The 14,345-nt window shown below is 44.3% G+C and carries 11 protein-coding genes; 2 read left to right on the top strand and 9 right to left on the bottom strand.

The window, feature by feature from the left end; translation table 11 throughout:
- Nucleotides 1-132 precede the first annotated feature (132 nt).
- Nucleotides 133-1,539: a signal recognition particle protein gene (gene ffh, locus A1QO_RS01980; protein ID WP_017036645.1), complete on the bottom strand. Its 1,407-nt coding sequence runs from the start codon at nt 1,537-1,539 to the stop codon at nt 133-135.
- 191 nt (nt 1,540-1,730) lie between these two features.
- Between ffh and A1QO_RS01975 the strand changes: the two genes are divergently transcribed.
- Both A1QO_RS01975 and A1QO_RS01970 read left to right on the top strand, forming a co-directional pair.
- Nucleotides 1,731-2,525, top strand: coding sequence for a cytochrome C assembly family protein (locus tag A1QO_RS01975; RefSeq protein ID WP_017036644.1), 795 nt, complete (start codon nt 1,731-1,733; stop codon nt 2,523-2,525).
- 117 nt (nt 2,526-2,642) lie between these two features.
- Nucleotides 2,643-3,911 carry an HlyC/CorC family transporter gene (locus A1QO_RS01970; protein WP_026026501.1) on the top strand — a complete coding sequence of 423 codons (1,269 nt, stop codon included), beginning with the start codon at nt 2,643-2,645 and terminating at the stop codon, nt 3,909-3,911.
- Between the two features lie 91 nt (nt 3,912-4,002).
- Here the strand turns inward: A1QO_RS01970 and luxS are convergent, their stop codons facing one another.
- The 8 genes from luxS to A1QO_RS01930 form a co-directional block, all read right to left on the bottom strand.
- Nucleotides 4,003-4,521, bottom strand: coding sequence for an S-ribosylhomocysteine lyase (gene luxS / locus A1QO_RS01965; protein WP_017036642.1), 519 nt, complete (start codon nt 4,519-4,521; stop codon nt 4,003-4,005).
- A 105-nt stretch (nt 4,522-4,626) separates the two neighbouring features.
- A complete protein-coding gene (gene gshA / locus A1QO_RS01960) occupies nt 4,627-6,192 on the bottom strand; it encodes a glutamate--cysteine ligase (RefSeq protein ID WP_017039657.1) in 1,566 nt (521 codons plus the stop codon).
- 117 nt (nt 6,193-6,309) lie between these two features.
- Nucleotides 6,310-9,168, bottom strand: coding sequence for a M16 family metallopeptidase (locus tag A1QO_RS01955; RefSeq protein WP_017039656.1), 2,859 nt, complete (start codon nt 9,166-9,168; stop codon nt 6,310-6,312).
- 9 nt (nt 9,169-9,177) lie between these two features.
- Nucleotides 9,178-9,639: a YqaA family protein gene (locus tag A1QO_RS01950; RefSeq protein ID WP_017036639.1), complete on the bottom strand. Its 462-nt coding sequence runs from the start codon at nt 9,637-9,639 to the stop codon at nt 9,178-9,180.
- Nucleotides 9,633-10,583 carry an NADP-dependent oxidoreductase gene (locus A1QO_RS01945; protein ID WP_017036638.1) on the bottom strand — a complete coding sequence of 317 codons (951 nt, stop codon included), beginning with the start codon at nt 10,581-10,583 and terminating at the stop codon, nt 9,633-9,635. Before A1QO_RS01945 ends, A1QO_RS01950 begins: the two co-directional genes overlap by 7 nt.
- Before the next feature lie 155 nt (nt 10,584-10,738).
- Nucleotides 10,739-11,869, bottom strand: coding sequence for a sodium ion-translocating decarboxylase subunit beta (locus tag A1QO_RS01940; RefSeq protein ID WP_017036637.1), 1,131 nt, complete (start codon nt 11,867-11,869; stop codon nt 10,739-10,741).
- Between the two features lie 9 nt (nt 11,870-11,878).
- Nucleotides 11,879-13,660, bottom strand: a complete 1,782-nt coding sequence (gene oadA, locus A1QO_RS01935) for a sodium-extruding oxaloacetate decarboxylase subunit alpha (RefSeq protein WP_017036636.1) — start codon at nt 13,658-13,660, stop codon at nt 11,879-11,881.
- A 33-nt stretch (nt 13,661-13,693) separates the two neighbouring features.
- Nucleotides 13,694-13,951, bottom strand: coding sequence for an oxaloacetate decarboxylase subunit gamma (locus A1QO_RS01930; RefSeq protein ID WP_017036635.1), 258 nt, complete (start codon nt 13,949-13,951; stop codon nt 13,694-13,696).
- Nucleotides 13,952-14,345: the final 394 nt, after the last annotated feature.

The raw sequence follows: 14,345 nt of genomic DNA, 5'->3' as shown, positions 1-14,345 counted from the left end.
TTTACTCTTATTCCGAGGCTTTGCAAGACATTTAGCTACTTTTTCGCCACCACAAATAGTCAACAGAATTTGTGATTTAGATAACAGCTTGATAATAAAGTTGGCTTAAAGTTTTGTTTGGTGAAAAAGAGACTAACGACCAAATGGATTGAAGCCACCGCCTCCGCCCATTCCACCCATGCCGCCCATTCCACCACCGCCCATCATGCCTTGCATATTGCGCATCATGCCTTTCATGCCGCCTTTTTGCATTTTCTTCATCATTTTCTGCATTTGAGTAAATTGCTTCAATAAGCGGTTTACGTCTTGCACTTGAGTACCAGAGCCGGCTGCGATGCGTTTTTTACGTGAACCTTTGATAAGTTCTGGGCGTTTGCGCTCTTTCATCGTCATTGAACAAATGATCGCTTCCATTTGCTTAAACATTTTATCGTCAACTTTATCTTTAACGTTGTCGGGTAAGTTACTCATTCCTGGTAACTTATCCATCATTCCCATCATACCGCCCATATTTTGCATCTGGCCTAGCTGTTCACGGAAATCTTCTAAATCAAAGCCTTTCTTCTCTTTAAACTTCTTAGCTAGCTTTTCCGCTTTATCGGTATCAACATTACGCTGCAGATCTTCAATGAGAGATAATACGTCTCCCATTCCTAGAATACGTGAAGCAACACGATCCGGGTGGAAAGGTTCTAGTGCATCCGTTTTTTCGCCAACACCTAAGAATTTAATCGGCTTGCCAGTAATATGACGAACAGACAGCGCTGCACCACCACGGGCATCACCATCAACCTTGGTTAAAATAACCCCGGTCAGCGGTAACATGTCACCAAACGCTTTAGCCGTATTGGCTGCATCTTGACCCGTCATCGCATCGACAACAAATAAGGTTTCGACTGGATTAATGGCCGTATGGAGATCTTTAATCTCAGCCATCATCTCTTCATCAATCGCTAAGCGACCTGCGGTATCGACAAGAAGCACGTCGTAGAACTTTTTCTTGGCATGATCAATAGCAGCATTCGCGATATCGATAGGCTTTTGATCTGCTGAGGATGGGAAAAAATCCACGCCCACATCACCCGCTAGCGTTTCTAGTTGCTTGATCGCCGCTGGGCGATAAACATCGGCTGATACGACCAAAACTTTCTTTTTATCTCGTTCGCTCAGTAGCTTCGACAGCTTACCAACACTGGTTGTTTTACCTGCACCTTGTAAACCGGCCATCAAAATAACAGCAGGAGGCTGAGCGGCAAGATCAAGGGCTTCATTAGACTCCCCCATCACGGCTTCAAGTTCTGCTTGAACGATCTTGATGAACTCTTGACCAGGAGTGAGAGATTTAGATACCTCTACACCTACCGCCCCTTCTTTAACGCGCTTTACAAAGTCACGAACAACAGGAAGCGCTACGTCAGCTTCCAATAGCGCCATACGAACTTCGCGTAGCGTCTCTTTAATATTATCTTCGGTCAGGCGACCTTTACCGCTGATATTTTTCAGCGTTTTGGATAATCGATCGGTTAAATTCTCAAACATCTCTCTACTCTTCGCTATCAGGCGACAAATTATCACGAGTATACATTAGCCATGGATGGAGTCATACCCGTTGTCATACCCTTCTTTGGTTTTGATATCTCATCTATTACAATTCGATCTCACTATACGATAGCCCACGCGCTTGATGCAGGTTATAATTCCTTAATTCAACGACAAAACTTGTGGTATTGATGGATAACTTAATCGCGGTTACCTCTGCAATTTTATATGCACTTTCGATCGCAACGATTGTTCCTGGATTGGTGCAACAAACTGGCATTCGTTCCAAAACTGTTTTTATAAGCGCAGCAGGCGCACTGGCCTTTCACGGCTTGTTATTAAGTGATCTTATTCTTGATGGCGGCGGCCAAAACCTCAGTATTCTTAACGTTGCCTCATTAATTAGCTTTATTATCTCTCTCGCGATGAGCGTCGCTATGCTCAAAACAAGACTGTGGTTTTTACTGCCTGTCGTCTATAGCTTTTCAGCCTTAAACTTAATGGCGGCGACGTTCTTATCCAGCGCCTTTATTACGCATCTAGAAAATGATCCAAAGTTACTCTTCCACATTTCATTAGCGTTGTTTGCCTACGCCACACTGTCCATTGGAGCCTTGTACGCGCTTCAACTAGCCTGGCTTGATCATAAACTCAAAACGAAAAACGCTTTTGCTATTAACCCTAATTTACCGCCTTTAATGATGGTAGAGCGCCAATTATTTAAGATTATCTTAATTGGAACATTACTATTAACCGGCACACTCGTTACTGGGTCCATCTTTGTTCAAGATATGTTTATTCAAGGCAAAGCGCACAAAGCGGTTCTGTCTTTTATCGCTTGGGTGATATATTCGACACTGCTGTGGGGACATTACCAAAAAGGCTGGCGAGGACGAAAAGTCACTTGGTTTGCCGTCGCTGGCGCAACGCTATTGACGCTAGCCTACTTTGGAAGCCGTTTCGTCAAAGAAATCATTCTTACTTAACTAGAGTAAGTTACTCTTCTCACTACTTTTAAACCGAATGACATGTTTTTTGCTTAATTGACATTCTACGTATCTTCGGTCATAAATTAATCTAGGCACAAAAAGGGAAAATTTAGTTTGGACGACATCTCCACTGTTTTTTTGTTCACGTTACTTGGCTGTTTACTGCTTATCTCAGGATACTTTTCAGGCACAGAAACGGGAATGATGTCCCTTAACCGCTATCGGCTAAAGCACTTAGCAGGTACCGGACACAAAGGCGCAAAGCGGGTTGAAAAACTGTTAAACCGACCCGATAGACTCATTGGTCTTATCCTGATTGGCAATAACTTAGTCAACATTCTGGCTTCAGCCATCGCCACAATCATAGGAATGCGCTTATATGGTGATGCTGGTGTCGCTATTGCAACGGGCTTACTGACTTTATTCGTCTTAGTGTTTGCTGAAGTGACCCCGAAAACCATCGCAAGTCTCTACCCTGAGCGAGTCGCATTTACTAGCAGTATCTTCCTCTCAATTTTAATGAAAGTTCTTTCCCCTCTGGTCATTTTAGTTAACTTTATTACCAATGGATTCATCCGATTATTAGGGGTAAGAGCTGATCATAATAAAGAAGAACACCTCAGTTCAGATGAATTACGTACGGTCGTCAATGAAGCGGGTAACCTTATCCCACAGCGACACCAAGATATGTTGGTCTCTATCCTGGATTTAGAGCACGTAACCGTAAACGACATTATGATTCCAAGGAACGAGATCACAGGCATCGATATCAACGATGACTGGAAATCCATCGTGCGTCAGCTGACTCACTCTCCCCACGGAAGAGCGGTACTCTACCGAGATCAAATCGACGAAGTCGTCGGGATGTTGAGACTTCGTGAAGCGTACCGTTTAATGCTTGAGAAGAATGAATTTAATAAAGAGACATTGTTACGAGCCGCTGATGAAGTCTATTTCATTCCAGAAAGCACGCCACTTAACGTCCAACTGCTTAAATTTCAGAGAAACAAACAGCGGATCGGCCTTATCGTTGACGAATACGGTGATATTAACGGACTTGTGACACTTGAAGATATTTTAGAAGAAATTGTGGGGGAGTTTACTACCTCAATCGCACCAAGTTTATCTGATGAAATCACGCCTCAAGTCGATGGTAGCTTCTTCATTGAAGGCAGTACCAACATACGTGATATAAATAAAGGGCTGCAATGGAAACTTCCAACCGATGGGCCTAGAACACTAAACGGTTTGCTTCTTGAGCACTTAGAGGATATCCCTGAAAGCCACATTAGTATTCAGATATCAGGGCACCCGATGGAAATCATCGAGCTGGAAGAGAACCGAATTAAATTGGTTCGAGTGTTTCCCAAATTACGCAAATAGCTTTTAACCGCAAATAGCTTTCAACATTGCGATAGAAAATAAAAAGCCTTGAGACAACCTCAAGGCTTTTTTTTACGTAAGAATGTTGGTATTAGTCTACTTTCAGCTCTTTTAGCATCGCTTCTGGCAACGCTAGCTCATCATTTTTATTGACTAAGATGCCTGCTGCAATGATGTTTTTTGCAATATCTTGGGCTTGAGATAGTGAATGCATTGCCGCGGTACCACATTGGTACTCATTAAGCTCAGGGATCTTGTTTTGATCAGTGACCTTCAATACATCTTCCATTGCCGCTAGCCAAGCCGTAGCAACCGCATCTTCACTCGGTGTACCTATCAGGCTCATGTAAAAGCCCGTACGACAACCCATTGGAGAGATGTCAATAATCTCGACAGAATCACCATTCAAGTGATTACGCATGAAGCCCGCGTAAAGGTGCTCTAATGTGTGGATGCCTTCTTCTGAAAGAATATCTTTATTGGGTGCAGTAAAACGTAGATCAAACACCGTAATCGTGTCGCCTTTAGGCGTCTGCATTGTTTTTGCAACACGCACTGCAGGTGCATTCATGCGAGTGTGGTCGACGGTAAAACTATCTAATAACGGCATTACTTTTTCCTCTGTCATTATGGTGTACAAACGGTTTTTCGTTCGTATCACTTATTTGTTCTTTATGTTTTGCTTACCAGCGTTGAGCGAGGTGAGAGCATTACACTATTTTAAATATGAGAAGTAATTCTCTAAATACTCATCAAAGCTCTCTGTATCTAGGCTCTCTTGATCGCGTTGAGCTTGTACAGAGCGAATGACTTCCTGCTCCATTAACTCTTGTGAGTATACTTTATATTGATGCTGCTGGTACTGCTCTCGATATTTCATGCCAAGACTACACCCAAGCTGACCAAGCCCACCCTGCTGTTTTGTCTGTTCAAGTAATTGGCCTGAAATCGTTAGCTCAGGGTTATCAATCCACTTAATCAACTTTTCACAAACATCTTGATATGCACGACCGCCTTGAGCGCTATCCATAGACTCGGCAATCAAAATGAGATCATCAAATACGCGCTTAGCCCATTCTTGCAGCTGTAAACGTTCTCCACGGCAACCTATCTGTAATTCGAGACCGGTTTTACGCCCTTCTAGAATGACTTTGTTCCAGTTATCTCTCCAACATTCCAGCTCACAGTTATCCATTGGCTCAGAATCGGTTAACGTTGCCCAAGTCAGGAAGAGGTCTAAAAAGCGCACTTGCTCTTCAGTAATACCAACAGAACTGAACGGGTTTACATCTAATGATCGGACTTCAATGTATTCAACCCCTGCTCGTGCTAACGCTTCAGACGGTTTTTCATCACTTTTGGCCACTCGTTTCGGACGAATAGGAGCATAAAGCTCATTTTCAATCTGTAGAACATTGCTGTTTAACTGTTGGTACTTACCATCCACTTTTACACCAATGTCAGCAAACTCGTCTGAAGGGGTGCGTATCGCTTTATTCAGCCCTTCTAAATACTGGTCTAAGCTATTAAAGCCAATTCTAAGTATGCTTTGCGCGCTGTTGGTATAACCTAGATCACTGAGTCTCAATGCGGTTGCGTGGGGCAAATACAGTGTTTGGTTAATATTTTCAAAAGGCAGCTTCGTTTCTCGACCTTTTAAGAAAGATGAGCATAACGCTGGAGAAGCACCAAAGAAATATGGTATTAGCCAACCAAATCGGTAGTAATTACGGATTAAACCAAAATAAGCATCTGATTTACTGGCTTCACGTTCTTGCTGTGGTTGCTCACCAAACAGAGCATCCCAATACGATTCAGGGAATGAAAAGTTGAAGTGTACACCCGAAATAATTTGCATCAGGCTACCATATCGATGCTTCAAACCTTCTCGGTATAAGGTTTTCATTTTTCCTGAGTTTGACGTTCCATAGTACGCTAAGTTTATGTCGTCTTCAGAGCTGACGTAGCATGGCATTGAAAGAGGCCACACTTTTTCATCACCAAGTTTAGTTTGAGCAAAATGATGAATGTCTTCCAGTTGATACAATAACGTAGAGACGTCATTTGAGACCGGAGTAATGAACTCGAGTAACGATTCAGAAAAATCGGTTGTAACCCATTTATTTGAATACGCTGATCCTAATCCTTCGGGGTGTGGCGTTGTCGCAAGGTGGCCATCAAGGCGATAGCGTAACGTCTCACGCTCTACACCACGTCCATATTGCTTAAACACTTCCGGTTTTTTAGCTATTAATTCTAGCCTAGCAGCAAAATCAGTCAAAATAAGGGTCGCTTATGTTCATATTTAACACACCAAAGGGTAAACCCATTACGACTCTGGCGCTAAATAAGTGATTAGAATTAGAGCGGAGATATCCGCCCCTTATTAATGTGTACTCTAACGGATGATTTCAAGCTCTTCTATCGGAATATCCAATTTTTCTAACTCCGATTTCAGGCTTTTCGCATCACCGACAACAATTATTTGATAATCGCTTGGGTCAAACCATTTCGCTGCCAATGTGTTCAGCGTTGCTTTATTCACCGTATCTACGATTTGATTTCTCTGCTCAAGATAATCTTCATCAAGACTGTACGTTAATATGTTTCTCAATAGCGCCGCTTTTTGGGAAGGCGTTTCATATTTAAGTGCGTCTTGTTGGCCCACCGCTAAACGAAGAAACTCCAGCTCATTTGCCGTCATACCTTTGTCGCTATAGAGCGCTAACTCTTTTTGCATCTCTTGAATGGAAGCCAAGGTGGTATTGGCTCTGACTTGAGCACTGAACACGATGACACCGACTTCTCTGTTGGAGGCTAAATAACCACTCGCACCGTAGGTATACCCTTTATCTTCACGTAAGTTTTGATTGATACGGCTGTTAAAGTTTCCAGCTAAATTAAAGTTGGCCAATTGAGCCAAATAAGCTTCGCCGGTAGCATCAAATGACATGCCCTTTCTTACCAGTCTGACAAGACTTTGAGGAGCATGTGGTTTATCAACTAAATAAAGCTTCTGTTCAGTTAGAGGGGTAACGACCTGAGGTCGAAGAAGTGGAGAGGCTTCCCCTTGCCAGTTTGATAAAAATGCTAACTCTCGTTTGATCTCTTTCTTCGTAACATCACCCACTACCACAATCTGAGCGCCATTCGGAGTGTAGTGTTTTTGATAAAACTCAGTCACATCCGCCAGCGTTATACTCGATACAGACGCTTCAGTTCCATCGCTAGAGCGAGAAAAAATGGATCGTCCAAAGACCACTTGTCGTGTCGCTTGTGATGCCAGCCAATTAGGTGTCTGATGACGATAAACGATCCCTTCCATCATCTGCTGTTTGATTCGATCAAAGTCCTCTTGAGCAAACTTAGGGGAAAGCAACACTTCTTCCACGATCTTGAGTGTGGGTGTGAGGTTTTTCGTTAACGTTGAAATACTCAGAGTGGTCGAATAAGTGCCGGCACTAACGCTGATATCGCTCCCCAGTTTATCCAGTTCAGCCTGAAGTACCTCAAGAGTCCGGTATTGCGTACCTTCTCCCAGTAAGGAAGCCGTTAGATTAGCCAACCCTTCCTTTCCTTTGGCAACATGCCTTTCACCCGCAGGCAAATAAATTTCGATCTGCACAGTCGGTGTTTCACTGGTCACGGTGCCTAGCAGCTCAGACCCATTGTCAAAATAGAGCTCATACAAACTCGGCATTTGGGCTTTCACTCCACCCGCGACTAAAGGCATGACTGAGCGATCAAAGTTATCTTCTGCTTTGCGCAGCTCTAGTTCATTGTCTGAGATTTTTTGGTAACCTGGAAGCGTACGTTGTGCCGGTGTAAAATCGGCCTCTCTGACAGTTAAGTCCATTTTGCCTTTCGGGATAACACTCAAAGTCACCTTCGGCTTGCCTTCGATGTAGTCTTTAAAGGACGCCATTATGGATTCAGGAGACACCGCATTAATTTGCTGTAATCGAGTTTCAATGCGATCTGGCTGGCCATAGAAGGTTTGGTTCGAGGCAAGCTGAGTGACTTTCCCGCGCACACTTTCGAGTGCGAACACCGCATTCGCTTCAGCCATTCCTGTAATCTGATCTAACCTTGCTTGTTCAACACCTGTCTTAGCAAATTCATCAAGAGTCGCCAGTAATTCCTCATAGAGAGGGGTTAAATCACCATTGTCGCCCGATGTACCCATTGCATACACGTAGAACGTACACGCCAACTCAGCACAATCTTGAAATGAGCCAGCATCAACCGCTTTTTGAGTTTTAACTAAGCGTTGATATAGCAGGCTATTTGCGCCACCGCCGAGCACATTAGCTAAAGAATCGAGTGAAGCTTGCTGAGCATGGCCTCGGTACTCGGTAGGCCACCCTATAACGACCATAGGTTGCTGAATACGATCCTCAAGGGTCAAGTATCGATCTTCCGTCAATATGGCCGGTTGTTTTTCCGCTTTTTTGACCTCTGGTCCTTTGGGAATTGAGCCAAAATACTGAACGATCCACTCCAGAGTCTCATCTTGATCAATATCACCACCGATGGTGATCACCGCATTATTCGGGCCATACCAACGCAAAAAGAAGTCTTTGAGATCATTGACATCCACACGATCAAGGTCTTCGACATACCCGATAGGTTGCCACGAATATGGGTGTCCTTCGGGATAAATGGCTTCTCCCATTCTCTCCCACATCAGGCCATATGGGCGATTATCGTAACTCTGTGCTCTTTCATTTTTTACTGTATCACGTTGAATTTCAAACTTTCTTTGGGAAACTGCATCCAGTAAAAAGCCCATTCGATCCGACTCTAACCAAAGAACTTTCTCAAGTTGATTGGACGGAACGGTTTGAAAATAATTCGTTCTATCTCGATTTGTTGTACCGTTTAACGTTCCCCCTGCCTCAGTAATGATCCTAAAGTGCTCCTGATCACCGACATTTTCGGAACCTTGGAACATCATATGCTCAAAGAAATGCGCAAAACCCGACTTACCAACATCTTCACGGGCTGAGCCAACGTGGTAGGTCACATCTACGTGTACAAGCGGATCAGAATCATCTGGGGATAAAATAACCGTTAACCCGTTCTCCAATTGATACTTAGAATACGGAATCATCACCTTGCCCGATGTCGGTTCGACTTCTTCAATGAGAGTAACGCCTTCTGGCAATGACGAGAAAAAAGGAACGGAAGGAATTGTATAGCTCGAACAGGCTGTAATAGTAAGGAGTGAAAGCGCCCCTAACCAAATGTTTCTCATGACATTTCCTTAAAAAAAACCAAAATAAATGGCGGATAATAGGCTATAACGAAGCGCTTTTCCGATCAAAATGAGTGCAAAGCAGGGCAAGAATCGCATTCTTAACCACCCCGCAGCCAAGCACAAAGGGTCGCCAATAATGGGCAACCAACTAAATAATAACGTCCAGTAGCCATAACGATTCAACCAGCGAATGGCTTTATGACCATGTTTTTCTTGTTGAGTTCGATTGGGTAGCCATAAACCTAGCCAATAGTTCGTCATCCCTCCAAGAGTATTACCTACAGTGGCAACCAAAATGATCACTAGAGTGGAATATTGATTAAGGCTTAACGTAGCAATTAAACCCGCTTCAGAGCCTCCGGGTAATAGTGTGGCACTAAGAAAACCACTGATAAAAAGCACCCATAAGGCCGAATCAGAAAACCACAGAGCAAAGCTTTCAAAGACACTGGTAAAGATGTCTAACACTGCATATCAAGTAGCACCTTGCCCCGCGTGCGCCCGGTTTCAACCTGCAAATGGGCATCTTGCGCTTGGGTATAAGGGAAAATTTGTTGAACCTCTGTTTTCAAGAGCCCAACACTGACCATATAGAGCATGGTATCGAGTTGTTCAGGGTTTGGATCCACAAGCATTCCTGTTGCTTTGAAGCCTAATAGCTGAGCTTTCTCACAAATCAGTTCCGCACTCAATGTTGGAACAGTCACCACTCTGGCACCGTCTTTTAAGCACTTCAAAGCATCAAGCGCTGCATCACCACCGACGAGGTCAATCAACACATCGACTTCTTCCACTCTCTCTGACACGGGAGCAAATTCATAGTTGATGGCATGGGCGCCCAGTGTCGCCAAATAGTCAAGATTAGCTTCACTGCATGTGGTAAACACTTCGGCTTTTGCGGCTACAGCAATTTGCACCGCTATGTGTCCAACCCCGCCAGCACCAGCAAGAATGAGGACTCTGTCTCCTTCAGCAACTTCGGCTTTATTCAATGCTTGAGCTGCCGTTTGCCCCGCCAAAGGAAGCACGGCTGCGGCTTCAAAAGTTACCGCATCGGGCACTAGGCTTAGTTCGCTTTCTGGAACACTGATATACTGGCTATAGCCTCCCCCTCTAAGTGGGAAACCAATAAACCCAGCAACCGTTGCCCCTTCTTTAAATCGAGATGCACCTTCTCCTAATGCGGTGACTTTACCTGCAATATCGTAACCTGGCACCCAAGGGAGATTATCTTTATTTTCCGCGGCAGCCCAACCCAGCCCAGCGCGTGTTTTAACATCAATAGGGTTTACGCCAGCAAAGGCAACTTTAATCACCACCTCTCCAGGCTGAGGCTCAGGCACTTGAGACGTAATGGTAGCGAGAACCTCTGCTCCACCAAAACGGGTAATTGCGATTTGCTTGTTTTCCATCTGTACTATCCCCTATTGAAAAAAGAAAAGGATGCCGAAGCATCCCTTTGAATATATAACATTTCTTTCAATTAAGTGAACTATTAGCTCGCAATTTCACCATCAATTGACTCAGTGATGACTTCTTAGTCTGCTAATCTAGCTCATCCACTGAACTAGCCAACCAATGCCAGTAGAATACCTGCCGCAACCGCAGAGCCAAGAACACCAGCAACGTTAGGACCCATGGCGTGCATTAACAAAAAGTTTTGCGGGTTTGCTTCCAAGCCAACTTTATTCACGACTCGCGCAGCCATAGGAACAGCCGAAACACCAGCTGCGCCAATAAGCGGGTTAATGTCTTCTTTAGAGTATTTATTCAGCACTTTCGCCATTAAAACGCCGCCTGCCGTACCAATACTAAATGCCACCGCGCCAAGTCCAAGAATCCCTAATGTTTCAAGGTTCAAGAACTCTTCAGCTTGCAATTTAGAACCGACACCTAGCCCCAAGAAAATGGTCACAATGTTAATCAGTTCGTTTTGAGCGGTCTTAGATAAGCGGTCAACCACACCCGCTTCTCTCATTAGGTTACCCAAACAGAACATGCCGACCAGCGGTGTTGCCGATGGAAGGAACAAGATCGTCATTAACAGTACCGCGAGTGGGAATAGCACTTTCTCGGCTTTACCCACATGACGTAACTGTGCCATTTTAATCTTACGCTCTTCTGGCGTTGTCAGCGCTTTCATTATTGGTGGCTGAATGATTGGAACCAGCGCCATATAACTATACGCAGCGACCGCAATAGCGCCCAGTAAGTCTGGTGACAGTTTACTTGCTAAGAAAATCGCAGTTGGGCCATCCGCTCCACCAATAATCGCAATAGACGAAGCATCGGCCATCGTAAATTCCATACCAGGAATATAGTTCAGTAAAATGGCACCAAATAGGGTAGCGAAAATACCAAACTGAGCGGCTGCACCTAACCAAAGCGTTTTAGGGTTCGCAATCAGAGCACCAAAATCGGTCATTGCGCCTACTCCCATGAAAATGAGTAGTGGGAAAATCCCTGTTTCGATACCAACGTAGTAAACGTAGTAAAGCAACCCGCCCGGATCGGTAAACCCAGCGTTAGGTATGTTAGCCAGTACAGCACCAAATCCGATAGGCAACAGCAATAGAGGTTCAAAACCTTTACGAATGGCTAAAAATAACAACAAGCAACCAATGAGCATCATGCACAGTTGACCGAACTCGAAATTTGCAATCCCTGTTTCAGACCATAAGGTCATCAATCCTTCCATGGTACTCCCTTACGCCAAGCTTAATAATGGTGAGCCTACAACGACAGAATCACCTTCTTTAACATGAAGATCTTGGACGATACCACCACGTGCAGCTCGTACTTCTGTTTCCATCTTCATCGCTTCTAGGATCAATAACACATCCCCTTCAGCCACTTGAGCACCCGCTTGAACGTTGACTTTAAAAATATTACCCGCCAGAGGCGCAGGAACGGCTTCAGCATTACCAGAAGGAGCACTTGCCTGTGCTGCTACTGGAGCCGCCACGTTAGAAGCAACAACAGAAGTCAACTCACCTTGAGGGCCCACTTCGACGTCATAGACTTGACCGTCAACTTTTACGCTGTATGTCTCTATGCCACCTTGAGGCGCGCTAGCGACAGCTTTAGGTTGTGCCGACTCTAAAGTTGGAGCAGGTTCAAAGGCTTCTGGGTTACGACGGTTTTTAAGGAACTTCAAACCCACTTGAGGGAATAGAGCGTAAGTTAAAACATCGTCCACCGTGTCTTCAGCGAGAGAGATACCTTCAGATTTCGATTTCTCTAAAAGCTCAGTAGTCAGTGATTCCAGTTCATTATCGAGTAAATCAGCAGGGCGACAGGTGATCGGATCTGCACCGTCGAGAACTCTGGCTTGCAAAGCTTTATCCACTTCAGCAGGCGCTGCACCATACTCACCTTTGAGTATACCTGCCGTCTCTTTGGTAATGCTCTTATAGCGCTCTCCAGTCAATACGTTAATGACGGCCTGCGTACCAACAATTTGCGAGGTTGGTGTGACAAGAGGGATATACCCTAGCTCTTTACGTACGCGAGGAATCTCTTCAAGCACTTCGTCCAGGCGATCCGCTGCGCCTTGTTCTTTTAGCTGACCTTCCATGTTGGTGAGCATGCCGCCAGGCACTTGAGCAATTAGAATGCGAGAATCCACACCTTTAAGTTGCCCTTCCCACTTCGCGTATTTTTTACGGACTTCACGGAAATAAGCAGCAATAGGTTCAATTTGATCGAGTTTTAAGTTTGTATCGCGATCAGTGCCTTCAAGCATAGCCACTACCGTTTCGGTTGGGGTATGCCCGTAAGTACAGCTCATCGAAGAAATCGCAGTATCTAAAATGTCGACACCCGCTTCAACCGCCTTAATAGCTGTCGCGGTTGAAAGACCCGTTGTTGCATGACAATGCAACGCCAACGGCACATCACAAGACGCTTTGATACGTGATACAAGTTCTTCCGCTTCATAAGGTTTCAGCAGGCCAGCCATGTCTTTAATACACAGAGAGTGACAACCTAGGTCTTCTAAGCGCTTCGCCAAATCAACCCAAGTATCCGTGTTGTGCACAGGGCTAGTCGTGTAAGACATGGTACCTTGTGCATGCGCACCTACATCAACCGTTGCTTTAACGGCGGCTTGGAAGTTACGCACATCGTTCATTGCATCAAAGATACGGAACACGTCCATGCCGTTGGTATGAGCACGCTCAACAAACTTCGCAACGACATCATCACCGTAATGGCGGTAGCCCAGAAGGTTTTGCCCACGCAATAACATTTGCATAGGGGTATTTGGCATCGCTTTCTTTAACTCTCGTAAGCGTTCCCAAGGGTCTTCACCTAAGAAACGAATACAAGAATCGAACGTTGCACCACCCCAAGTTTCTAGGGACCAGTATCCGACTTTATCCAACTCTGCCGCAATAGGCAGCATATCTTCAATACGCATACGCGTAGCGAATAGTGACTGATGGGCGTCACGAAGGACCACATCCGTAATTGCTAGTGGTTTAGACATGCTCATTAACTCCTTTTAATCCTTTAAAAAAACCTATTTTGCTGTAGAAGTCCGATATTGATGTACTGCCGCTGAGATTGCCGCAACAACCTTAGGACTAATCGCAGAAGGATTTGATTGAACTGTATTATTTTGATTGGGCGTAGCGAATGATTCTGGCACTTCTGTTGGCACCAGTTTAGACATCAAACGAACGAGATATACTAGAATAGTTAGGAAAATAAAGACGACAGCCATCCCTGTTAGCATAAGGGTTGCAGCGTCTCCTAGCAGGCTTCCAATGTTTGTCATGTTGCTTCCTTTCTATGTCATCCTGACAATTGTTTGTCGAATAATTCCATAATTAATCTCGACAAGTGGTCTAGGATTATCTCGATTGGTAAAAGATTGTCAATTTTGTTTAATCAACTCTTAATGATAAAGCACAAATTTGGTTAATATTTTACCGATCATATAACATAACTCTAAAAAAATGGGCTTTTTAGAAGATTAAACTAGTCGTTTAGAGGACATTAATCGAAGAATGAATTGAATACTGAGATGCAGATAAAGAAAATGAAATTTACATTTAAAAACAATAGGTTGTGATTTTAAAGTTACAAGAATGATAACGAGATGTTAACAAAAAAGCCTCGCTAATTAGCGAGGCTTTTGTATAGTGGCGCGTCCTGGAGGATTCGAACCT

It is taken from the genome of Vibrio genomosp. F10 str. ZF-129, from assembly GCF_000287055.2.
Lineage (GTDB): Bacteria > Pseudomonadota > Gammaproteobacteria > Enterobacterales > Vibrionaceae > Vibrio.
This window is presented reverse-complemented; position numbering and strand designations above follow the sequence as displayed.

Excerpts from the sequence above, each read along its gene's own strand:
- ffh (WP_017036645.1), bottom strand. The coding sequence starts at position 1,539 with ATGTTTGAGAATTTAACCGATCGATTATCCAAAACGCTGAAAAATATC.
- A1QO_RS01975 (WP_017036644.1), top strand. The coding sequence starts at position 1,731 with ATGGATAACTTAATCGCGGTTACCTCTGCAATTTTATATGCACTTTCG.
- luxS (WP_017036642.1), bottom strand. The coding sequence starts at position 4,521 with ATGCCGTTATTAGATAGTTTTACCGTCGACCACACTCGCATGAATGCA.
- A1QO_RS01955 (WP_017039656.1), bottom strand. The coding sequence starts at position 9,168 with ATGAGAAACATTTGGTTAGGGGCGCTTTCACTCCTTACTATTACAGCC.
- A1QO_RS01945 (WP_017036638.1), bottom strand. The coding sequence starts at position 10,583 with ATGGAAAACAAGCAAATCGCAATTACCCGTTTTGGTGGAGCAGAGGTT.
- A1QO_RS01940 (WP_017036637.1), bottom strand. The coding sequence starts at position 11,869 with ATGGAAGGATTGATGACCTTATGGTCTGAAACAGGGATTGCAAATTTC.
- oadA (WP_017036636.1), bottom strand. The coding sequence starts at position 13,660 with ATGTCTAAACCACTAGCAATTACGGATGTGGTCCTTCGTGACGCCCAT.
- A1QO_RS01930 (WP_017036635.1), bottom strand. The coding sequence starts at position 13,951 with ATGACAAACATTGGAAGCCTGCTAGGAGACGCTGCAACCCTTATGCTA.